This window comes from Pantoea sp. YU22 (assembly GCF_003970755.1).
Classification (GTDB): Bacteria; Pseudomonadota; Gammaproteobacteria; order Enterobacterales; family Enterobacteriaceae; genus Pantoea; species Pantoea piersonii.
On the sequence record NZ_RYDU01000010.1, the window covers coordinates 107,308 to 131,130 of the forward strand.

General features: G+C 61.1%; 13 protein-coding genes. 12 read left to right on the forward strand and 1 reads right to left on the reverse strand.

The annotated features are described in order from the left end of the window. From EKL29_RS14945 to lplT, 6 genes are all read left to right on the forward strand, one after another. Positions 1–1,209 (forward strand): efflux RND transporter periplasmic adaptor subunit, encoded by a 1,209-nt coding sequence (locus tag EKL29_RS14945; RefSeq protein ID WP_126690085.1) that lies wholly within the window; start codon positions 1–3, stop codon positions 1,207–1,209. Beyond that, entirely contained in the window at positions 1,206–4,412 is a 3,207-nt protein-coding gene (locus EKL29_RS14950; protein WP_126690086.1) for an efflux RND transporter permease subunit, read from the forward strand. Before EKL29_RS14945 ends, EKL29_RS14950 begins: the two co-directional genes overlap by 4 nt. After that, positions 4,409–7,510, forward strand: coding sequence for a multidrug efflux RND transporter permease subunit (locus tag EKL29_RS14955; RefSeq protein ID WP_126690087.1), 3,102 nt, complete (start codon positions 4,409–4,411; stop codon positions 7,508–7,510). The genes EKL29_RS14950 and EKL29_RS14955 overlap by 4 nt, the downstream gene beginning before the upstream one ends. A 3-nt stretch (positions 7,511–7,513) precedes the next feature. Further along, entirely contained in the window at positions 7,514–8,902 is a 1,389-nt protein-coding gene (locus EKL29_RS14960; protein ID WP_126690088.1) for an efflux transporter outer membrane subunit, read from the forward strand. Between the two features lie 77 nt (positions 8,903–8,979). After that, the gene (gene aas / locus EKL29_RS14965) at positions 8,980–11,130 is read left to right on the forward strand and encodes a bifunctional acyl-ACP--phospholipid O-acyltransferase/long-chain-fatty-acid--ACP ligase (protein ID WP_126690089.1); all 2,151 of its coding nucleotides are present in this window, start codon (positions 8,980–8,982) and stop codon (positions 11,128–11,130) included. Next, on the forward strand, positions 11,127–12,332 hold the full coding sequence (gene lplT, locus EKL29_RS14970; RefSeq protein ID WP_311779032.1) for a lysophospholipid transporter LplT: 1,206 nt from the start codon (positions 11,127–11,129) through the stop codon (positions 12,330–12,332). Before aas ends, lplT begins: the two co-directional genes overlap by 4 nt. 123 nt (positions 12,333–12,455) lie before the next feature. On the opposite strand, the gene barA is transcribed toward lplT, so the two are convergent. Further along, positions 12,456–15,188, reverse strand: coding sequence for a two-component sensor histidine kinase BarA (gene barA, locus EKL29_RS14975; RefSeq protein ID WP_126690090.1), 2,733 nt, complete (start codon positions 15,186–15,188; stop codon positions 12,456–12,458). 87 nt (positions 15,189–15,275) lie between these two features. On the opposite strand from barA, the gene rlmD reads away from it, so the two are divergent. The 6 genes from rlmD (at position 15,276) to queE (ending at position 23,797) form a co-directional block, all read left to right on the forward strand. After that, complete coding sequence (gene rlmD, locus EKL29_RS14980; protein ID WP_126690091.1) at positions 15,276–16,592, forward strand: 23S rRNA (uracil(1939)-C(5))-methyltransferase RlmD; 1,317 nt, start codon at positions 15,276–15,278, stop codon at positions 16,590–16,592. 33 nt (positions 16,593–16,625) lie between these two features. After that, positions 16,626–18,857 (forward strand): GTP diphosphokinase, encoded by a 2,232-nt coding sequence (relA, locus tag EKL29_RS14985; RefSeq protein ID WP_120454452.1) that lies wholly within the window; start codon positions 16,626–16,628, stop codon positions 18,855–18,857. A gap of 63 nt (positions 18,858–18,920) precedes the next feature. Next, positions 18,921–19,709, forward strand: a complete 789-nt coding sequence (gene mazG / locus EKL29_RS14990) for a nucleoside triphosphate pyrophosphohydrolase (protein WP_126690092.1) — start codon at positions 18,921–18,923, stop codon at positions 19,707–19,709. Between the two features lie 229 nt (positions 19,710–19,938). Then, positions 19,939–21,576 carry a glutamine hydrolyzing CTP synthase gene (pyrG, locus tag EKL29_RS14995; RefSeq protein ID WP_120454449.1) on the forward strand — a complete coding sequence of 546 codons (1,638 nt, stop codon included), beginning with the start codon at positions 19,939–19,941 and terminating at the stop codon, positions 21,574–21,576. Positions 21,577–21,652: 76 nt separating this feature from the next. Beyond that, entirely contained in the window at positions 21,653–22,951 is a 1,299-nt protein-coding gene (eno, locus tag EKL29_RS15000; protein ID WP_120454447.1) for a phosphopyruvate hydratase, read from the forward strand. Positions 22,952–23,125: 174 nt separating this feature from the next. Further along, entirely contained in the window at positions 23,126–23,797 is a 672-nt protein-coding gene (queE, locus tag EKL29_RS15005) for a 7-carboxy-7-deazaguanine synthase QueE (protein ID WP_126690093.1), read from the forward strand. Positions 23,798–23,823 lie beyond the last annotated feature (26 nt).

Genomic DNA, 23,823 nt, shown 5'->3' on the forward strand with positions numbered 1-23,823 from the left:
ATGACTAATGCGTCCCGCTCTTCTCGTGCCCGCTGGTTTAAGTGGCTGCTGTTGTTAATCCTGATTGTGATTATTGCCGGCGTCGTCTGGCGGGTGCTGCCGTCTGGCAAAGGGCAGGGCGCAATGCCGCCTGGCGGCCCGCCGGGGATGGCGATGATGGGCGGCGGCGCGACGCTGGTGCATAGCGGCGTGGCGACCACTGCCGACGTGCCGGTTTACCTGAACGCGCTGGGCACGGTGATCCCTAACGCCAGCGTCACGGTGACCAGCCGCGTCGACGGTCAGCTGGAGAAGGTTTACTTCACCGAAGGGCAAAAAGTGGAGGCGGGGCAGCTGCTGGCGCAGATCGATCCGCGCAGCTTCCAGGCGACGCTCAATCAGTATCAGGCGGAGCTGAGCCAGAACCAGGCGCTGCTGAAAAGCGCTGAGCTCACGCTGGCGCGCTACCGCAAGCTCTACGCGCAGGATTCACTGGCGCGTCAGGATCTCGACACCCAAATTGCCACGGTCGGCCAGTATCGCGGCGCGGTGGCGGCCGATCAGGCGCAGATCGCCAGCGCGAAGCTGAGCATCGAATATGCGCGCATTACCGCGCCGGTCAGCGGTCGCGTCGGGCTGCGGCTGGTCGATCCAGGCAATATGGTGCAAAGCTCCAGCAGCACTGGCCTGGTCACTATCACGCAGATGCAGCCTGCCGCCGTGACCTTCAGCGTGCCGCAGAGCCATATTCCCGATCTGATTAAGGCGCTGCACCAGGGGCAGGCGCTGCCGGCCACCGCCTTTGACCAGGACAACAGCCGCGCGCTGGCGCAGGGCGAAGTCAAATTTATTAGCAACCAGATCGACACCGATACCGGCACCGTGGCGCTGAAGGCCACCTTCGCCAATGAGGATGAGGCGCTTTACGCCAACCAGTTCGTTAACCTGCGCGTGCAGACGCGTATCCTGAAAGGGGCGACGGTGATCCCGTCGCAGGCGCTGCAGCTGAGCAGCGACGGCAGCTTCGTCTTCGTTATCAACAAAGACAACACCGTGACGCGCAAGGCGGTCTCTGCTGGTCCGGCATTTGGCGACGACAAACAGGCGATCCTCACGGGCGTCGAGCCTGGCGATCGTCTGGTGACCGAGGGCATTGATCGCCTGACTAACGGCAGCAAAGTCACGCTGGCGGATGAGACGCAACCGACCGCACCCGCCGAGGCAAAATGAATCCGTCACGCCTGTTTATCCTGCGCCCGGTGGCGACCATTCTGCTGATGGTCGGCGTGCTGGTCGCCGGTATTTTCGCCTATAAGTTTCTCTCTACCTCGGCGCTGCCGCAGGTGGACTACCCGACGATTCAGGTCACCACGCTCTATCCCGGCGCCAGCCCGGACGTGATGGCGTCGTCGGTCACCTCGCCGCTGGAGCGCCAGCTGGGGCAGATGGCGGGGCTGAGCCAGATGACCTCCACCAGCTCCGGCGGATCGTCCATCATTACCCTGAAGTTCGGCCTCGATCTCTCGCTCGACGTCGCAGAGCAGGAAGTGCAGGCGGCGATTAACGCCGCTGACAATCTGCTGCCGAGCGATCTGCCCAACCCGCCGACCTATAAAAAGGTTAATCCGGCAGACAGCGCGGTGATCACCCTGGCGGCCAGCTCCGATACCCTGCCGCTGACGCAGGTGCAGGATCTGGTTAATACCCGCGTGGCGCTGAAGCTGTCGCAAATCTCCGGCGTCGGCATGGTTACGCTGGCGGGCGGCCATCAGCCGGCGATCCGCGTCCAGATGAACCCAACGGCGCTCGCCGCGCACGGGCTAACGCTGGAGGACGTTAATACGCTGATTAGCAACAGCAACGTCAACGGCTCGAAAGGCGGCTTCGACGGCAAATATCACTCGGTCACCATCGACGCTAACGACCAGCTGCGCACTGCCGCCGAGTACGGCAATCTGATCCTCACTTATCAGAACGGCGCGGCGCTGCGCCTGAAGGATATCGCCCATATCGAACAGGGGCCGGAAAACAGCTATCAGTCAGCCTGGGCCAACAACAGTCCGGCAATTGTGATCAGCGTGCAGCGCCAGCCGGGCGCCAACGTGATCCAGGTGGTGGACAACATCAAAGCGGCGTTGCCGACCCTGCAGGCCGCGCTGCCGGACGGCGTAAAGATGACCATTCTTTCCGACCGTACCCAGACTATTCGCGCCTCGATCAGCGACGTGCAGTTCGAACTGATGCTGTCGATCGCGCTGGTGGTGATGGTGACCTTTCTGTTCCTGCGCAACGTGGCGGCGACGCTGATCCCCAGCGTCGCGGTGCCGCTGTCGCTGGTGGGCACCTTCGGCGTGATGTATCTGGCGGGCTTTAGCCTGAATAACCTCTCGCTGATGGCGCTGACCATCGCCACCGGCTTTGTTATCGACGACGCCATCGTGGTGGTAGAAAATATTTCGCGGCGGCTGGAGGAGGGCGAACCCCCGATGCAGGCGGCGCTGAAGGGGTCGCAGCAGATCGGCTTCACGATTATCTCGCTGACCTTCTCGCTGATTGCGGTGCTGATCCCGCTGCTGTTTATGGGCGACGTGGTCGGGCGACTGTTTCGCGAGTTCGCCATTACCCTGGCGGTTTCGATTCTGGTGTCGATGCTGGTGTCGCTGACGCTCACCCCGATGCTGTGCGCTTATCTGCTGCGCCATATCCCGCCGGAGAAGCAGTCACGCTTCGCGCGCAAGGGCGGCGAACTCTTCGACAGGCTGATCCGCGGCTACGACCGGCTGCTGACCATCGTGCTCAACCACCAGAAGCTGACGCTGCTGGTGGCGCTGGCGACCTTCGCACTTACCGCGCTGCTCTATCTGGCGGTGCCGAAAGGCTTCTTCCCGACGCAGGATACTGGACTGATCCAGGGCATTACGCTGGCGTCACAGGACGTTTCCTTTAGCGAAATGGCGAAGCGCCAGCAGGCGCTGGCGAAAGCGGTGCTGACGAATCCGGCCGTGGAGAGTGTCTCGTCCACTATCGGCATCGACGGCAGCAATACCAGCCTTAACAGCGGGCGGCTGCAGATTAACCTGAAGCCGTTCAGCGAGCGCGACGTCAAAGCCGACGTGGTGATTAAGCAGCTGCAGCAGGCGGCGGCGCAGGTGGCGGGCATTCAGCTCTATATGCAGCCCGCGCAGGATCTGACGGTCAACGATCAGGTAACGCCAAGCCAGTATCAGTTCACCCTTGACGACCCTGACAGCGAAAACCTGGTCACCTGGTCGCCGCGGCTGGTGGCGGCGCTGCAAAAACGCCCGGAATTTAATGGCGTGGTCAGCAATTTGCAGGATCAGGGGCGCGTCGCCTGGGTGGAGCTGAACCGCGACAAAGCGGCGCGCTACGGCATTACCGCGTCGGACGTTGATACCGCGCTCTATAACGCCTTCGGCCAGCGTCTGGTGTCGACTATCTTTACCCAGTCAAACCAGTATCGCGTGGTGCTGGAAGTCGCGCCTGCCTGGCAGCAGTCGCCAGCCTCCCTTGAGGAGGTTTATCTGCAGCCGTCGACCAGCACCAGCTCAGCGACGACCTCGACCTCTGCGTCAGCTTCGACCTCGACATCAACCTCCTCGACGACGACATCCGACTCGGCCAGCAGCGACGCCAGCAAGGGCATGGTAAAGCTGACCTCTGTCGCGACCATTCACCAGCGCACCGGTTCGCTGATGCATATGCGGCTGAACCAGTTCCCGGCGGTGATGATCTCTTTTAACCTCAACAGCGGCTATTCGCTGGAGGATGGGCAAAAGGCGATCGCCGAGGTAGAGCAGCAGCTGCAGCTGCCGTCGAGCATAACGCTGCGCTATCAGGGGGAAACTTCCGCCTTCCAGAGCGCGACCGGCAATACGCTGTGGCTGATCCTCGCCGCGCTGCTCACCATGTACGTGGTGCTGGGCATTCTCTACGAGAGCTTTATCCATCCGGTCACTATTCTCTCGACGCTGCCGTCGGCGGCGGTCGGCGCGCTGCTGACGCTGCTGCTGGCGGGCAGTGAATTCAGCCTGATCGCCCTGATCGGCGTGATCCTGCTGATCGGCATCGTGAAAAAGAACGCCATTATGATGATCGACTTTGCGCTGGAGGCAGAGAACAAGCAGCACCTCAGCCCGCGCGAGGCGATCCATCAGGCCTGCCTGCTGCGCTTCCGTCCGATTCTGATGACTACCATGGCGGCGCTGCTTGGCGCGCTGCCGCTGATGCTGGCGTCGGGCTCGGGCGCGGAGCTGCGCCAGCCGCTGGGGCTGGTGATCGTCGGCGGGCTGATCGTCAGCCAGGTGCTGACGCTCTTTTCTACGCCGGTTATCTATCTGTGGTTTGACGCCATCGCGCAGCGCGGTAACGCCTGGGTGAAACGCCGCCAGCAGCAGTCGCGAGGCGAATCATGAACCTGACGCGGCTGTTTATCTTCCGCCCGGTTGCGACGCTGCTGCTGACGCTGGCGATCCTGCTGCTCGGCGCGCTCGGTTACCGGCTGCTGCCGGTCGCGCCGCTGCCGCAGGTCGATTTCCCCACCATTATGGTGAACGCCAGACTCGCCGGTGCCAGCCCGGAAACCATGGCGGCGACGGTCGCGACGCCGCTGGAGCGCGCGCTGGGGCAAATCGCGGGCATTACCGAAATGACCTCCAGCAGCTCGCAGGGTTCCTCCAGCATTATTTTGCAGTTTGAGCTGGATCGCGATATCAACGGCGCGGCGCGCGACGTGCAGGCCGCTATTAACGCCTCGCGCAGTCTGCTGCCGAGCAGCATGGAGTCGCTGCCGACCTACCGCAAAGCCAATCCCTCTGACGCGCCCATCGTGATGCTGGCGCTCACCTCCGAAACGCGCACGCCCGGCGAGCTGTACGATCTGGCCGAAAGCAAGATTGAGCAGGCGATGGGGCAGGTGAAGGGCGTCGGCGAGGTGTCGCTGATGGGCAGCGCGCTGCCTGCGGTGCGGATCGATTTGCAGCCGCAGAAGCTGACGCACTACGGCATCTCGCTCGATAGCGTGCGCAGCGCCATCGCCAGCAGCACCACTAACCTGCCGAAAGGGATGCTGCAGGGCAGCAGCCAGTCATGGGTGGTGGACAGCAACGGCCAGCTCGACAAGGCGGCGCAGTATCGCGATCTGATCGTCGCCTATCAGGACGGCAAGGCGGTGCGTCTGCACGACGTTGCCACCGTCTACGACTCGGTGGAGGATCAGTATCAGGCCGGTTTTCTCAACGCCGCGCCTTCGGTGATGATCGGCATTACGCGCCAGGCGGGTGCCAACATGCTCGAAACCATCGACGCGATTAAGGCGCAGCTGCCGGCGCTGGAGAAGAATCTGCCCGCCGATACGCAGCTAAAAGTGGTTGTCGACCGGTCGCCTGGCGTGCGCGCCTCGCTCTACGATACCGAAGAGACACTGCTGATCGCGGTGCTGCTGGTGATCGCCGTGGTGTTTATCTTTCTGCGCAACCTGCAGGCGGTGATCATCCCGGCGCTGGCGCTGCCGGTATCGCTGATTGGCACCTGTGCGGTGATGTATCTGCTCGGCTATAGCCTCGACAACCTGTCGCTGATGGCGCTGATCATCTCCACCGGCTTTGTGGTGGATGACGCCATCGTGGTGCTGGAAAATATTACGCGTCACATTGAAGAGGGGCTGGGACCGGTACGCGCGGCGGTGCGCGGCGCGCGCGAAGTGAGCTTTACCGTGCTGTCGATGACGGTGTCGCTGGTGGCGGTATTTATTCCCATTCTGCTGATGGGCAGCATCGTGGGCCGCCTGTTTCGCGAGTTCGCCGTTACGCTCACGGTATCGCTGCTGATTTCGATGTTCGTCTCCCTCAGCCTGACGCCGATGCTCTGCTCGCGGCTGCTGAAGCGCAAACCGCGCGTCACCCGGCGGCCGCACCCGCTTTATCAGTTTATTGAGAATCAGCTTAATGCGCTGCTGGCGGCCTATGCGCGCGGGCTTAACTGGGTGATGCGCCATCAGAAGCTGACGATCTTCAGCCTGCTGCTTACCGTTCTCTTCAATCTGTTTCTCTATAGCGTGGTGCAGAAGGGCTTCTTTCCCAATCAGGATACCGGCCTGCTGATGGGGGCGCTGCGCGCCGACCAGAACATCTCGTTTCAGGCGATGAAGCCGAAAATGCTGATGTTTACCCGCATTATCCAGTCCGACCCGGCGGTAGAGAGCGTGATGTCCTCGATGGGCAGCGGCATGTTCGGCTCGCGCAACAGCGCTAATTTCTTTGTGCGGCTTAAGGACTTAGACCAGCGCGACGCCACCGCCACCGAAGTGGCCAACCGGCTGAGCATGAAAACCAGCCATATCGCTGGCGCGCAGATGTTTCTGATGGCGGCGCAGGATCTGCATATCGGCGGCCGCAGCGCCAATGCCAGCTATCAGTACAGCCTGCAGGCGGACGACCTCGATCTGCTGCGTACCTGGACGCCGAAAGTGCAGGCGGCGCTGGCGGCGATCCCGCAGCTCAACAGCGTCGATTCCGACTCGCAAACCGGGGGGCAGGAGATCGTAATTAATATCGACCGCGATCGCGCCACCCGCCTCGGCGTGAACGTGAAGATGCTCGATACCATGCTGAATAACGCCTTCAGCCAGCGCCAGGTGGCGACGCTTTACCACACGCTTAACCAGTATCACGTCGTGATGTCGCTCAACAGCAGCTACACGCGCGATCCGGCGATTCTGCAGGAACTTTACGTGATTAACGACAGCGGCGATCGGGTGCCGCTCTCCGCCTTTGCCAGCCTGACCACCGGCAACGCGCCGCTGTCGGTGGCGCATCAGGGACAGTCAGCCACCAGCACCATCGCCTTTAACCTCAACGACGGCGTCTCGCTGGAGCAGGCGCAGGTGCTGATTAAGCAGGCGATGGCGAGGCTCGGTCTGCCTTCAACCATTCAGGCCGGTTTTGCCGGCACCGCCGCCGCCTTCGCCCAGCTGACGGCGACCATGCCCTGGCTGATCCTGGCGGCGCTGGCGGCGGTCTATATCGTGCTGGGCGTGCTCTACGAGAGCTATGTGCATCCGCTGACCATTCTCTCTACGCTGCCGTCGGCGGGCGTCGGTGCGCTGCTGCTATTGCTGCTCACCAACACCCAGCTGACGGTGATCGCGCTGATCGGCATTATTCTGCTGATCGGCATAGTGAAGAAAAACGCCATCATGATGATCGACTTTGCGCTCGACGCCGAACGCCGCCTCGGCCTCTCGCCGCAGCAGGCGATCGTTCAGGCGTGCCTGATGCGCTTCCGTCCCATTATGATGACAACGCTGGCGGCCTTCTTCGGCGCGCTGCCGCTGGCGCTCGGCAGCGGTGGTGATGCCGATCTGCGCAGTCCGCTCGGCATAGCGATCGCCGGTGGTCTGGCGCTGAGCCAGCTGCTGACTCTGTTTACCACGCCGGTAGTCTATCTCTGGTTCGACCGTCTGAGTCGCGCCACCCAACGTCAGTGGCGCCGTTTGCGCCATGCGGAATCGTGATCCATGAAAAAAGTTTCTCTCGCTTTACTGCTGCTGCTTGGCGGCTGTGCCGTCGGCCCCGACTATCAGCGTCCCGTCGCCAGCGTGCCGCTGCACTATAAAGAGGCCAAAGGCTGGCAGCAGGCCACACCGCAGGACGACCAGAGCAAAGGTGAATGGTGGGCGGTCTATCATGACGCCACCCTGAGCAGCCTGCTGCAGCAGGTCAGCATCTCCAACCAGAACGTCGCCAGCTACGCCGCCCAGTACCGCGAAGCCCAGGCGCTGGCCGCCCAGTCGCGCGCTGCGCTCTTCCCGACGCTCGGCTATGACGTCAGCGGCACGCGCAGCGGCACCCGCTCCGCGAACAGCGGCGCGCGCAGCACCACCAACAGCAATTCGGCGCAGCTGAGCGCCAACTGGGAGCTGGATCTGTGGGGCAAACTGCGCCGCACCCGCGAAGAGAACGCCGCCAGCGCCGAGGCGAGCGCCGCCGAGCTGGCGAACGTAACGCTCAGCGCCCAGTCGGAGCTGGCGCAGGACTATTTTCAGCTGCGCATTATGGATGAGAAGATCGCGCTCTATCAGCAGAGCATCGCGGCCTATGAGCGCTATCTGAAGGTGATCGAGAATAAATACCAGGCCGGCAGCGAGTCGCGCGCCACGCTGGCGCAGGCGCAGATGCAGCTGGAGAGCGCCCGCGCCTCGGCGCTTGACTACCAGTGGCAGCGCGCCCAGCTGGAGCACGCCATCGCGCTGCTGGTGGGGAAAACGCCCGCCGAATTCAGCCTGCCGGTCGCGAAGCTGAACGCGACGCTGCCGCCGCTGCCGCAGGCGCTGCCGTCGCAGCTGCTGCAGCGCCGTCCCGATATCGCCTATGCCGAGCGTAACGTCGCGGCGGCCAATGCCGCCGTCGGCGTGGCCATTGCCGGTTACTATCCTGACCTGACGCTGAGCGCCAGCGGCGGCACCAGCGCGTCGGCACTGCATAATCTTTTCTCGCTGCCCTGGCGGGTCTGGTCGCTCGGGCCCGATCTGAGCGGCACGCTGCTCGATTTCGGCGCCACCTCGGCGAAGGTGGAGCAGGCGCGCGCCGCGTATGATGCCAGCGTCGCCAGCTACCGTCTTTCGGTGCTGACGGCGATGCAGGAAGTAGAGGACGACCTGGTGGAGCTGGCTACGCTGAACAACGAGCTGGCGGCGCAGCAGCGCGCCAGCGACGCCGCGCGCGAGTCGGCGCGCGTGACGCGCAATCAGTATGAGGCGGGAATGATCGACTATCTCGACGTCGCCACCACGGAAACCAGCAGCCTCAGCGAGCAGCAGAGCCTGCTGACGCTGCAAAGCACGCAGTGGGTCACCAGCGTGGCGCTGATCGCTGCGCTTGGCGGCGGCTGGCAGGCGACGCCTTAAATCGCGCCTTTACGCTTGTCGAACGACGCCAGATCCTGCATCGTTAGGAACCTTTTTAGCGATGCTATGGAGCTGGCATGTTGTTTACATTTTTACGTCTGGTCTGTCGCCTGTTGTGGCGGGTGGAACTGCGCGGCGACACCGCCGCGCTGCATCAGGAAAAAGTGCTGATCGCGCCGAATCATATGTCTTTTCTGGACGGCGTGCTGCTGGCGCTGTTCCTGCCGATCAGGCCGGTTTTTGCGGTTTACTCCTCCGTCAGCGAGCAGTGGTATATGCGCCTGGTGAAGCCGCTGATCGACTTCGTTCCACTCGATCCAACCCGTCCGATGTCGATCAAGCATCTGGTGCGGCTGATCGACAGCGGCCGTCCGGTGGTGATCTTCCCGGAAGGGCGTATCACCGTTACCGGCTCGCTGATGAAGATCTACAGCGGCGCCGGTTTTGTCGCTGCCCGATCGCAGGCCAGCGTGGTGCCGATGCGCATCGAGGGCGCGGAGTACACCCCCTTCGGCCGCCTGGCCGGCATCTTCAAGCGCCGCCTTTTTCCCCGTATCACGCTGACGCTGCTGCCCGCCACGCGCATTCCGATGCCGGAAGCGAAGCGCGCGCGCGACCGCCGTCAGCTGGCGGGCGAACACCTCCACCATATTATGATGGAGGCGCGCATGGCGGTGCGCCCGCGCGAAACGCTGTTTGAAGCCTTCCTCAACGCCCGCACCCGCTACGGAGCGTTCAAGCGCTGCATCGAAGACGTTAACCTGAAGCCCGACAGCTATACCGGACTGCTGAAAAAAGCGCTCGGCGTCGGGCGTATTCTTGAGCGCTACAGCCAGCCGGGCGAGATTGTCGGCCTGCTGCTGCCCAACACCACGGTGACGGCGGCGGCGATCCTCGGCGCCTCGCTGCGCGGCCGCGTTCCGGCCATGCTCAACTACACCGCCGGGGTAAACGGCATGCGCGCGGCGCTGACCGCGTCACAGGTCAAAACCATCTTTACCTCGCGTCAGTTTCTTGAGAAGGGCAACCTCTGGCATCTGCCGCAGGGGCTGAGCGACATCGAATGGATCTACCTGGAGGATCTGCGCGACAGCGTGACGACGCAGGATAAACTCTGGATCCTGGCGCATCTGCTGTTTCCGCGCCGCGCGCAGGTGGCACAGCAGCCGGAGGAGGCGGCGATGGTGTTGTTTACCTCCGGCTCGGAGGGCAATCCGAAAGGGGTAGTGCATTCCCATAAAAGCCTGCTGGCGAATGTGGAGCAGATCCGCACCGTGGCGGATTTTACCCCGCGCGATAAATTTATGTCGGCGCTGCCGCTGTTCCACGCCTTTGGTCTGACGGTCGGTCTGTTTACGCCGCTGATGACCGGCGCGCAGGTGTTTCTCTATCCCAGCCCGCTGCACTATCGCATCGTGCCGGAGTTGGTCTATGACCGCAACTGCACCGTGCTGTTCGGGACCTCGACCTTCCTCGGCAACTACGCCCGCTTTGCCGCGCCTTACGATTTCGCCCGTCTGCGTTACGTCGTGGCGGGGGCGGAGAAGCTGCAGGAAGCGACGCGTCAGATCTATATGGAGAAGTATGGCATCCGCATTCTTGAAGGCTACGGCGTGACCGAATGCGCGCCGGTGGTGGCGATCAACGTACCGATGGCGGCGAAAGCGCACACCGTCGGCCGCATTCTGCCGGGCATGGATTCGCGCCTGATGTCGGTTGAAGGCATTGAACAGGGCGGGCGGCTGCAGCTGCGCGGGCCCAACATCATGAAGGGCTATCTGCGCGTCGAAAACCCCGGCGTGCTGGAAGCGCCTGTCGCCGACAACGGCGAAGGGCAGATGGAGGCGGGCTGGTACGATACCGGCGATATCGTCAGCTTTGACGAGGGCGGCTTCTGCCAGATTCAGGGACGCGCCAAACGCTTTGCCAAAATCGCGGGCGAGATGGTGTCGCTGGAGAGCGTCGAGCAGATCGCCCTGAAAGCGTCGCCGGAAAAACAGCATGCGGCGTCGCTGCGCGCCGACGGCAACCGCGGTGAAGCGCTGGTGCTCTTTACCACCGACAGCGACCTGAAACGCGACAGGCTGCAAAAGGCGGCACGCGAGCTGGGCGCGCCGGAGCTTGCCGTCCCGCGCGATATCCGCGTGTTGAAACAGCTGCCGATGCTGGGCAGCGGCAAGCCGGACTATGTCAGCCTGAAAAAAATGGCGGAAGAGGAGCAGGCATGAGCACGCTGAATACGCAGGAGATGTCGCTGACGTCGCGCGGGATGCTGGCGGTTATGGGCGCGCAGTTTTTTTCCGCCTTTGGCGACAATGCGTTGCTCTTCGCCACCCTGGCGCTGCTGAAAAGCGAGCTTTATCCCGACTGGAGCCAGCCGGTGATGCAGATGCTGTTTGTCGCGGCCTATATTCTGCTGGCGCCCTTTGTCGGCCAACTGGCGGACAGCTTCGCCAAAGGCCGGGTGATGATGTTCGCCAACAGCCTGAAGCTGCTGGGCGCGCTGCTGATCTGCTTCGGCTTTAATCCTTTCGTGGGCTATACGCTGGTGGGCATCGGCGCGGCGGCCTACTCACCCGCCAAGTACGGCATCCTTACCGAGCTGACCTCCGGCGAGAAGCTGGTGAAAGCCAACGGCATGATGGAGAGCTCCACCATCGCCGCGATCCTGCTGGGGTCGGTATCGGGCGGCGCGCTCGCCGACTGGAGCCTGCTGGCGGCGCTGGCGGCGTGCGCGGTTACCTACGCGGCGGCGGTGGCGGCGAACCTCTTTATTCCGAAGCTGGCGGCGGCGCGGGCGGGGCAGAGCTGGAACCCTGCCGCGATGCTGCGCCGTTTTTTCCAGGCGTGCAGTCTGCTGTGGCATAACGCGGAGACGCGCTTTTCTATCCTCGGCACCAGCCTGTTCTGGGGCGCGGGCGTGACGCTGCGCTTCCTGCTGGTACTGTGGGTGCCGGTGGCGCTCGGCATCAACGACAACACCACGCCGACCACGCTCAACGCCATGGTGGCGATTGGCATCGTGGTTGGCGCGGGCGCGGCGGCGAAGCTGGTGACGCTGGAGACGGTGCGCCGCTGTATGCCCGCTGGCGTGCTGATTGGCGTGATGGTGGTGATCTTTTCTCTGCAACATTCGCTGGTGAACGCTTACCTGCTGCTGATGGTGATTGGCGCGCTGGGCGGCTTTTTCGTGGTGCCGCTCAACGCCGTATTGCAGGCGCGCGGCAAGGCGAGCGTCGGCGCAGGCAATGCGATTGCGGTGCAGAACTTCGGCGAGAATATCGCCATGCTGGTGATGCTGGGGCTGTATACGCTGGCGGTGAAAGCGGGCGCGCCCGCGGTCGCGACCGGCATCGGCTTCGGCGCGCTGTTTGCGCTGGCGATTGCGGTGCTGTGGATATGGCGGCCGACAGCGCGGGCGCAGCGTTAGTTAACAACCGATGCGAGGCGCCTGCTCAGAAAGAGCAGGCACCGGCGTAACGCTCCCTTCTTTAACACGACCCGCTGAAACCGTTGGGGTTTTCCCGGTACGCCTGCTGTAACTGAACGGGGACTACCGGGCATGCCCCAGCAGCCGCCGCGCCTCGCGCGCCACGTTTTCCATCTCGTCCTGCAACTCCAGCAGCTCCGGCTCCAGCGCGTCGATATCGTCGCTCTGACGCAGGTTCTGCTCCAGCTGGCGGCAGAGCTGCTTCATGCGCGGCACGCCGCTGTAGCTGGCGCTGCCGTGCAGCTTATGGATAATCTCGCGTAATCCCTGCACGTCGTGCGCCGCCATAAAAGCGTCAATCTTCTCGTGCACTTCGGGCAGAAAATCGAGCAGCATCTTCAGCATATCGCGCGCCAGATCGGGTTTGTTCGCCGCCTGACGCAGCGCCAGCTCCCAGTCGAGCGACGGCGAAACCGCAGGCACCGGCGGCAGCAGCGCAGGCAGCGGCGGGCTGTAGCGCGCCAGCAGCTGGCTGAGCCGGCTCTCGTCGATCGGCTTCGCCAGATAGTCGTTCATACCGGCTTTGATCAGATGTTCGCGCTCGCCGTCAATGGCGTGCGCCGTGACTGCCACTATCGGCGTGCTGGCGTGCAGCGGCAGGCCGCGAATAATTTCGCTGGCGCGAATACCGTCAATCTCCGGCATCTGAATATCCATCAGGATAATATCCAGCGGCTGCGCGCGGGCGGCGGCGATCGCCTGCTCGGCGTTGTTGCACAGCAGGATGTGCTGCACCTGCTCCTCCAGCAGCGCGCCGATCAGCTTGAGGTTAGCGGGGTTATCGTCCACCGCCATAACCCGCAGCGGCAGGCGTGCGCTGTCAGGCAGTTCGCTGCGCTGGCGCGTATGCAGATCGGCCAGCAGCGGCAGCAGGCGCGTGGTGGAAACCGGCTTGGTGATGCAGCCGTGAATGCCGCGCACCTTGAGCCGATCCGCCAGCAGCATCATGGCGCTCGGCAACGCCAGCAGCACGCAGTCGGCGCGATTAAGCAGGGCGTCGATAAAGAGGTCATCCAGCAGCTCCTGCTGCGTGATATCGATCGGCAGCCCCACCAGCAGCAGCGGATAGTGCGGTTCGCGCAGGCCCGCCAGCGTTTCGCTGTGCTCAACCTGCAGCGGCGTGACGTGCAGCATCTTCAGCGCGGCCTCGGCGGAAGCGGCGTGCGCCTCTACGTAGGCCATACGCGAACGCGACAGGGCGTCCAGCGCGCGCGGCAGCGTCGGGGCGTTGGGATTGAGGTCGAGCTGTATTCGCACCCAGAAGGTCGACCCTTCATTGACGCGGCTGTGAAAAGCGATTTCGCCGCCCATTTCGCTGACCAGTTTCTGCGTGATCACCAGCCCCAGCCCGGTACCGCCGTGACGGCGAGAGATGCTGGCGTCAGCCTGACGGAACGCCTGAAACAGCTGCGTCTGCTGATGTTCGGAAATGCCGATGCCGGAGTCGTGAACCTGAACCTCCAGCTCGACGCGCGTGGCGCTGACGTTTCGCTGTTCGACGCGCAGATCGATGGTGCCGCGCTCGGTAAATTTAATGGCGTTGCCCAGCAGGTTGATCAGGATCTGCTGCAGGCGCAGCGGATCGCCGATGACGTTATCCGGCACGCTGCAGTCGCACAGTACCGTCAGCTCGAGCCCTTTCTCATGCGCCGAGGGCGCCAGCAGCACAATGGTTTCGTCCAGCGTGGCGCGCAGCGGGAACGGGATCGACTCCAGCACCAGCTTGCCCGCCTCCAGTTTAGAGAAGTCGAGCACATCATTGATAATGCTGAGTAAATTATTGGCTGAACGCTCTATGGTGTGCATATAGTCGCGCTGCGTGGTGCCGAGCGTTGTTTTCAGCATCTGACGAGTAAAGCCGATCACGCCGTTGAGCGGGGTGCGCAGCTCGTGAGACATATTGGCGAGGAACTCCGACTTAATACGCGCCGCTTCCTGGGCGCGCTTTTTCGCCAGATCCAGCTCGACGTTTTGAATCTCCAGCTGCTCCAGCGTTTCCCGCAGGTCCCAGGTCGCCTGATCGATATTGTGCTGCATCTCTTCATGGTAGGCGGTGAGCGACATCGCCATGGCGTTGATGCCGTTTTTCAGGATGCTCAGTTCGCCCAGCATATAGCCCTCGACGCGGCTGTCGAGCTGGCCGCGGCGAATGCGGTCGACGGTGGTGACCATATTGCGGATCGGGCCGGTGACGTCGCGCATCAGGCGGTAGGCGAACAGCATGGCGATGCAGAGGCAAAACAGCAGCATCAGGGTCGCGACGAACACCTCTTTATACTGCTGCAGTCGCACCGACTGGAGATCAAGCTCTATCGCCACGTAGCCCAGCGGGTTGCCCGCCGGTTTGGCTTCTTCGCTGGAGAGTTCATCCACCGCATGGTGTTCAGGCGTAATCGGCGTGCGCAAAATCAGCAGCGTACCGTGGCGCTCCATCGAGACCTCGTCAGGCAGCGCGCGAATATCCTCTTTCTGCAGCAAACTCAGGTTCTGGTTGTTATTCGACGTGACGTAGAGGCGGTTATTATTGTCGAACACCGAAATGGCGCGGACAATAGCGGAGTGGCGGCGGTGCAGCAGGCTGACCAGCGCGCGCAGAGCTTCGCGATTGTGCCAGGTCATACTGTATTCGCTGGAGACCGCCAGCGGCTCGATGATGCTGGCGCCTGCTTCCACCACCTGAGACTGCAGTTCGTTGTAGCGATGCACCACGAAAAACGAGCTGAGCAGCAGTCCAATCATTAATGTCGGCGCCAGTATTAAAATCATCATTCGCGCCCGCAGGCTGTATTTCGTCATAATAGTCGTCGGCTTTTGCCAGCCCGTTATCCCTGTGCCGCGTTGAAGCGCGCGCACGCTGAATTTTTATTGAGAATGTAAAACACTATGGCGCAATTTTACTCCGCAAAACAGCGCGTGACGACTAAGCAACGCATCACCGTCACCGTGGACGAGCTCGATCCCTTTGGCCAGGGCGTAGCGCGGCATCAGGGCAAGACCCTGTTTATCAGCGGCGCGCTGCCTGGCGAGCAGGCGGAAGTGACGCTGGTGGAGGAGAAACGTCAGTACGCGCGCGGCAAAGCGACGCGGCTGTTAAGCACCAGCCCTGAACGCGTCAAGCCGCGCTGTCCGCACTTTACCCGCTGCGGCGGCTGCCAGCAGCAGCACGCCGCCGAGCCGCTGCAGCAGCGCAGCAAAGCGGCGGCGCTGTCGCGCATGCTGAGCCAGGCGGCGCAGCGCACCGTCGCAGTGGACGCGATCCTCGCCGGGCCTGCCTGGGGCTACCGTCGTCGCGCGCGGCTTGGTTTGCAGTGGCAGCCTAAAACGCGCGAGCTACAGATGGGGTTTCGCCAGGAGGCGAGCAACGATCTGGTGGCGATTCGCGAATGCCCCATTCTGGCGCCCGAACTTGAGGCGTTGCTGCCGCCGCTGCGCGACTGTCTCAGCGCGCTGAAGGCCGCCAGCCGGCTGGGACACGTTGAGCTGGTGCTGGCGGACAACGGCCCGCTGATGGTACTGCGCCACCTGGATGCGCTGCACGCTGCCGACCGGGAAAAACTGGAACGCTTTTCGCATGAGCATAACCTGATGCTGTTCCTGGACAGCGGCGGCGATGAGCTGGAGCAGGTGCGCGGCGACGAACCTTTTTACCACTCGGGCGAGGTGCGGCTCACCTTTAGTCCACAAGACTTTATTCAGGTCAACGACGCCGTCAACCAGCAGATGGTGGCGCAGGCGTTAGCCTGGCTCGATCTACAGCCGGAAGACCGCGTGCTGGATCTTTTTTGCGGCATGGGAAACTTTACGATCCCTGTAGGAAAATTCGTACAAAATGTTGTGGGTGTGGAGGGCGTTGCAGCATTAGTGCGGCAGGCAGCGTATAATGCGCAGCTGAATAATCTTAAAAATGTCCGCTTTTTCCAGCACAACCTGGAGGAAGACGTTGCGCGTCAGCCGTGGGCGGCGCAAGGATTTAACAAGGTATTGCTCGATCCGGCGCGCGCCGGGGCCGCGGGCGTAATGGCGCATGTGGTTAAACTTGCGCCGGAGCGCGTGGTCTATGTTTCGTGTAATCCCACAACGCTTGCCCGCGACAGCCAGACATTGCTGTCGGCGGGCTACCATCTGGAAAGGGTCGCGATGCTGGATATGTTCCCTCATACCCGTCATCTCGAATCCATGGTGCTGTTCAGTAAAACATAAGCAGTAATTGATGCTGCTGTGGCAGGAGAGGATATGGTTGCGGTCAGAAGTGCGCATTTAAATACGGCAGGAGAGTTCGCTCTCGATCAGTGGATCGCCACTCTTGGCATTGCCAACCCGCAATCATGTGAACGCATCGCTGAAACCTGGCGCTATTGCGAAGCCCAGACGAAGGATCACCCCGATCAGTCGCTGCTGCTCTGGCGCGGCATCGAAATGGTAGAGATCCTGTCGATGCTCAGTATGGATATCGAAAGCTCCTGCGCCGCGCTGATCTTCCCGCTGGCGAATGCGGAAGTGGTAAGCGAAGAGGAGCTGAGCGAAACCTTCGGCAGCGGCATCGTCACGCTGGTGCACGGCGTACGCGATATGGACGCCATTCGTCAGCTCAAAGCGATCCACAACGACTCGATGGCCTCCGAGCAGGTGGATAACGTGCGCCGCATGCTGCTGGCGATGGTGGAAGATTTCCGCTGCGTGGTGATTAAGCTGGCGGAACGCATCATGAACCTGCGCGAAATGAAAGATGCGCCGGAAGATGAGCGCGTGCTGGCGGCGAAAGAGAGCACCAATATCTATGCGCCGCTCGCCAACCGGCTCGGCATCGGCCAGCTGAAATGGGAGCTGGAGGATTACTGCTTCCGCTATCTGCACCCTGACGAATACAAACGCATCGCCAAACTGCTGCACGAGCGCCGCATCGATCGCGAACAGTACATCGAAAACTTTGTCGATTCGCTGCGCAAAGAGATGGTGAAAGAGGGCGTGCGCGCCGAGGTTTACGGCCGACCGAAACATATCTACAGCATCTGGCGCAAGATGCAGAAGAAGTCGCTGGCGTTTGACGAGCTGTTCGACGTGCGCGCGGTGCGCATCGTCGCCGAGCGCCTGCAGGACTGCTACGGCGCGCTCGGCATCGTGCATACGCTCTATCGCCATCTGCCGGCGGAGTTTGACGACTATGTCGCCAATCCCAAGCCGAACGGCTATCAGTCGATCCATACCGTGGTGCTCGGGCCGAAAGGCAAAACCGTGGAAATCCAGATCCGTACTCGTCAGATGCATGAAGACGCGGAGCTGGGCGTGGCCGCGCACTGGAAATATAAAGAGGGGCCGACCACCGGCAGCGCGCGCGGCGCCTCCGGACACGAAGAGCGCATCGCCTGGCTGCGTAAGCTGATCGCCTGGCAGGAAGAGATGTCCGACTCCGGCGAGATGCTGGAAGAGGTGCGCAGTCAGGTGTTCGACGATCGCGTTTACGTCTTTACCCCAAAAGGCGACGTGGTGGATCTGCCCGCAGGCTCCACGCCTCTCGACTTCGCCTACCATATTCACAGCGATATCGGCCACCGCTGCATCGGTGCCAAGATCGGCGGCCGCATCGTGCCCTTTACCTATCAGCTGCAGATGGGCGATCAGGTCGAAGTTATTACCCAGAAGCAGCCCAACCCGAGCCGCGACTGGCTGAATCCGAACCTCGGCTATATCACCACCAGCCGCGGACGCGCCAAGATCCATAACTGGTTCCGCAAGCAGGATCGCGACAAAAATATCGCCGCGGGGCGTCAGATCCTCGACAGCGAACTCAACCAGCTCGATATCAGCCTGCGCGAAGCAGAAAAACTGCTGCTGCCGCGCTATAACGTCACCTCGCTGGATGAACTGCTGGCGGCGATCGGCGGCGGCGATATTCGCCTTAACCAGATGGTGAACTTCCTGCAGGCGAAGCTCAACAAGCCGAGCGCGGAAGAGGAAGATCGCGAGGCGCTGCGCCAGCTGACGCAGAAAAACTACTCGCCGCCGTCGCGCAAAGAGAGCGGCCGCGTGGTGGTCGAAGGCGTCGGCAACCTGATGCACCATATCGCGCGCTGCTGCCAGCCCATTCCAGGGGACGATATCGTCGGCTTTATCACCCAGGGGCGCGGCATCTCTATTCACCGCGCCGACTGCGACCAGTTGGCGGAGCTGAGCGCCCATGCGCCGGAACGCATCGTCGACGCGGTGTGGGGCGAAAGCTACTCCAGCGGCTACTCGCTGGTGGTGCGCGTGACCGCCAACGATCGCAGCGGACTGCTGCGCGATATCACTACCATTCTCGCCAACGAGAAGGTCAATGTACTGGGCGTCTCCAGCCGCAGCGACACCAGAAAGCAGCTGGCCACGATCGATATGGATATTGAAATCTACAATCAGCAGGTGCTGGGCCGCGTGCTGTCGCGGCTGAACCAGGTGCCTGATATCATCGACGCCCGACGTCTTCACTGATTTTGCGGGATGAGCGCGCGCTCATCCCCGCGCTTTCATCCCCGTGTTTTAAAAGGATTAACTATGAGCTCACTCGATCGCCTGCTGGGCATTATGCAAACCCTGCGCGATCCGCAACGCGGCTGCCCGTGGGATCGCGAGCAGACCTTCGCCTCTATCGCCCCCTATACGCTGGAAGAGACCTATGAAGTGCTGGACGCCATCCAGCGCGAAGACTTCGACGATCTGCGCGGCGAGCTGGGCGATCTGCTGTTTCAGGTGGTGTTCTACGCGCAGATGGCGAGCGAACAGGATCGCTTTACCTTTGACGATATCTGCGACGCCATCAGCGACAAGCTGGAGCGCCGCCATCCTCACATCTTCGGCGACGCCAGCGTGGAGAACAGCGCTGAGGTGCTGAAGAACTGGGAGGCGATCAAAGGCGCAGAGCGGGCGGAAAAGGCGCAGCATTCGGCGCTCGACGATATTCCTAAAGCGCTGCCGGCACTGATGCGCGCTCATAAAATCCAGAAGCGCTGCCATAACGTCGGCTTTGACTGGACCGCGATCGGGCCGGTGCTGGATAAGGTGCACGAAGAGATCGACGAGGTGATGCACGAGGCGCAGCAGGCGACCATCGATCCGCTCAAGCTGGAAGAGGAGATAGGCGATCTGCTGTTCGCCACGGTCAATCTGTCGCGCCATCTGGGCAGCAAAGCGGAAACCGCGCTGCAAAAAGCGAACGACAAATTTGAGCGCCGCTTCCGCGCGGTAGAGGCGATTATCGCCGCGCAGGGGCTGCGCATGCCGGAGGCGACGCTGGAACAGATGGAGGCGGCCTGGCAGCAGGTTAAAGCCGCAGAAAAACGCTGATTATTCCAGCAGTGCATACTATTTAGCCGGTCGCGCTTACTCGATTCAGCGCAAGAAAAAAGTTGTGACCTGCGTCAACATTTCCTTGTCAGCTATCCGCTATGTTACCCGCTGCAATGCGTTGGAGGATGGCGGTGATTCATCAATTGTGGCTGACAGGGGTTTCAGGTATACTGTTTTCCCGTCCTGGTTATTCCACCGTCTTTAAACCTAAACTCTCAGGTTCAGCATGACAACGAATTATATTTTTGTGACCGGCGGGGTCGTTTCCTCTCTGGGTAAAGGCATTGCCGCAGCCTCCCTCGCAGCCATTCTCGAAGCACGTGGTCTTAACGTGACCATCATGAAGCTGGATCCCTATATCAACGTCGATCCGGGCACCATGAGCCCTACCCAGCACGGTGAAGTATTCGTCACCGACGACGGGGCCGAAACCGATTTGGATTTAGGTCACTACGAGCGCTTCATTCGCACCAAAATGACGCGCCGCAACAACTTCACCACTGGCCGTATCTACTCTGAAGTGCTGCGCAAAGAGCGCCGCGGCGACTATCTCGGCGCGACCATTCAGGTTATTCCGCATATCACCAACGCCATCAAAGAACGTATTATCGAAGGCGGCGAAGGTCACGACGTCGTTCTGGTGGAGATCGGCGGTACCGTTGGCGATATCGAGTCGCTGCCGTTCCTGGAAGCGATTCGTCAGATGGCGGTCGACGTCGGCCGCGAGCACACCATGTATATGCACCTGACGCTGGTGCCTTATATGGCGGCGGCGGGCGAGGTGAAAACCAAGCCGACCCAGCACTCCGTTAAAGAGCTGCTCTCTATCGGCATCCAGCCGGACGTGCTGATCTGCCGCTCCGACCGCGCCGTGCCAGCGAACGAACGCGCCAAAATCGCGCTGTTCTGTAACGTGCCGGAAAAAGCGGTTATCTCGCTGAAAGATGTCGATTCCATCTACAAAATCCCGGGCCTGCTGAAATCGCAGGGTCTGGATGACTATATTTGTAAACGCTTCAGTCTGAACGCGCCGGAAGCCAACCTGTCTGAATGGGAACAGGTGATCTACGAAGAGGCTAATCCGGGCGGCGAAGTGACCATCGGCATGGTCGGCAAATATGTCGAACTGCCGGATGCGTACAAATCGGTGATTGAAGCGCTGAAGCATGGCGGCCTGAAAAACCGCGTGACGGTAAACATCAAGCTGATCGACTCGCAGGACGTCGAGACGCGCGGCGTCGAAATTCTGAAAGATCTGGATGCGATTCTGATCCCGGGCGGCTTCGGCTACCGCGGCGTGGAAGGCAAGCTGATGACCGCGCAGTACGCGCGTGAAAATAACGTGCCTTATCTCGGCATCTGTCTCGGCATGCAGGTTGCGCTGATGGAGTTCGCACGCAACGTCGCCGGGATGGAAGGCGCCAACTCCACTGAATTTGTGCCAGACTGTAAATACCCGGTGGTAGCGTTAATCACCGAATGGCGCGATGAAAACGGCAATGTGGAACAGCGTACTGAAACCAGCGACCTGGGCGGCACCATGCGCCTCGGCAGCCAGCAGTGCCAGCTGACGCCGGACAGCAAAGTCCGCCAGCTCTACGGTTCCGATACCATCGTCGAGCGCCATCGCCACCGCTACGAAGTCAACAATCTGCTGCTGAAGCCGATTGAAGCCGCAGGACTGCGCATTGCCGGACGTTCTGGCGACGACCAGCTGGTTGAGATCATCGAGATCCCGAACCACCCCTGGTTTGTTGCTTGCCAGTTCCACCCGGAGTTCACGTCAACACCGCGTGACGGTCATCCGCTGTTCGCCGGCTTTGTTAAGGCCGCGCAGGATCACCAGAAGCGTTTAGCGAAGTAAGTTTCACGAGCAACGCGCGAACTTCTCGCGCGTTGTTTGTCTTAGGATTGACTAACTTGTACTGAGGAAAATCGTAATGGCCAAAATCGTTAAAGTCATCGGTCGCGAAATCATCGACTCCCGCGGCAACCCAACTGTAGAAGCGGAAGTACATCTGGAAGGTGGTTTTGTTGGTCTGGCAGCGGCACCGTCAGGCGCTTCTACCGGTTCACGCGAAGCGCTGGAGCTGCGCGACGGCGACAAATCTCGTTTCCTGGGCAAAGGCGTAACTAAAGCAGTTGCTGCAGTTAACGGTCCGATTGCGGATGCGGTAAAAGGCAAAGACGCGAAAGATCAGGCGAACATCGACAAGATCATGATCGACCTGGACGGTACTGAGAACAAATCCAACTTCGGCGCAAACGCCATCCTGGCGGTCTCCCTGGCAGCAGCGAAAGCAGCAGCAGCCTCTAAAGGTCAGCCGCTGTATGAGCACATCGCTGAGCTGAACGGCACCCCGGGCAAATTCTCTATGCCGCTGCCGATGATGAACATCATCAACGGTGGTGAGCACGCCGACAACAACGTCGACATCCAGGAATTCATGATCCAGCCGGTCGGCGCTTCCAGCGTTAAAGAAGCGATCCGCATGGGTTCTGAAGTGTTCCATCACCTGGCGAAAGTGCTGAAGGCGAAAGGCATGAACACCGCAGTCGGCGACGAAGGCGGCTACGCGCCGAACCTGGGCTCTAACGCCGAAGCGCTGGCCGTTATCGCGGAAGCGGTAAAAGCGGCAGGCTACGAGCTAGGCAAAGACATCACCCTGGCGATGGACTGCGCAGCGTCTGAATTCTACAAAGACGGCAAATATGTGCTGGCTGGCGAAGGTAACAAAGCCTTTACCTCTGAAGAGTTCACTCACTTCCTGGAAGATCTGACCAAACAGTACCCGATCGTCTCTATCGAAGATGGCCTGGACGAGTCAGACTGGACCGGCTTCGCTTACCAGACCAAAGTGCTGGGCGACAAAATCCAGCTGGTAGGCGACGACCTGTTCGTTACCAACACCAAGATCCTGAAAGAAGGCATCGAGAAAGGCATCGCTAACTCTATCCTGATCAAATTCAACCAGATCGGTTCTCTGACCGAAACGCTGGCGGCGATCAAAATGGCGAAAGACGCAGGCTACACCGCGGTGATTTCACACCGTTCAGGTGAAACCGAAGATGCCACCATCGCTGACCTGGCGGTCGGTACCGCAGCAGGCCAGATCAAAACCGGTTCTATGAGCCGTTCTGACCGCGTTGCCAAGTACAACCAGCTGATCCGTATCGAAGAAGCGCTGGGTTCTAAAGCGCCGTTCAACGGTCTGAAAGAAGTGAAAGGCCAGGCGTAATCGCCTGCCGATGCCGTCCGCGGACGGCATTCGCCTGATATATAAAGCCCCGCCTTGTGCGGGGCTTTTGCTTTATTGATGTGGGGCTGGCACTGAGAAAAGGCACGACGCGTGGTTGAGCTGCGCGACAAATCTGCCATAATCAGCGCCCTGTTTTTTTCTAGCGAGTCCGTAATGCAATACCCGATTAACGAAATGTTCCAGACGCTGCAGGGAGAAGGATTCTATACCGGCGTCCCGGCCATCTTTATCCGCTTACAGGGATGTCCGGTAGGTTGTAGCTGGTGTGATACCAAACATACCTGGGAAAAACGGGCCGATCGGGAAACGGCGCTGGGCGATATTCTGGTGAAAACGGTTGAGAGCGATGCCTGGGGCAACGCCGATGCGACGCTGCTACTGGAGACTATTCAGCGCCAGGGCTGGACGGCGCGCCATGTGGTGATCACCGGCGGCGAGCCGTCGATTTACGATCTGCGCCCGCTGACCACGGCGCTGGAAGCGCAGGGCTTTCAGTGCCAGATCGAAACCAGCGGCACGCATGAAGTGCGCTGCTCTGAGCGAACCTGGGTGACGGTATCGCCGAAGGTGAATATGCGCGGCGGCTATGATGTGCTGGAGCAGGCGCTGCAGCGTGCGGATGAGATCAAACATCCGGTGGCGCGCGAGCGCGACGTAGAGGCGCTGGACGAACTGCTGGCAACGCTGAGCGACAGCAAAGCGCGCATTATCGCGCTGCAGCCCATCAGCCGCAAAGAGGCGGCGACAAAACTCTGTATTGAAACCTGCATCGCGCGCAACTGGCGCTTATCTATGCAGACCCACAAGTATCTTAATATCGCCTGACGGCGGAGAGCAGGGCGGCGCTGCGC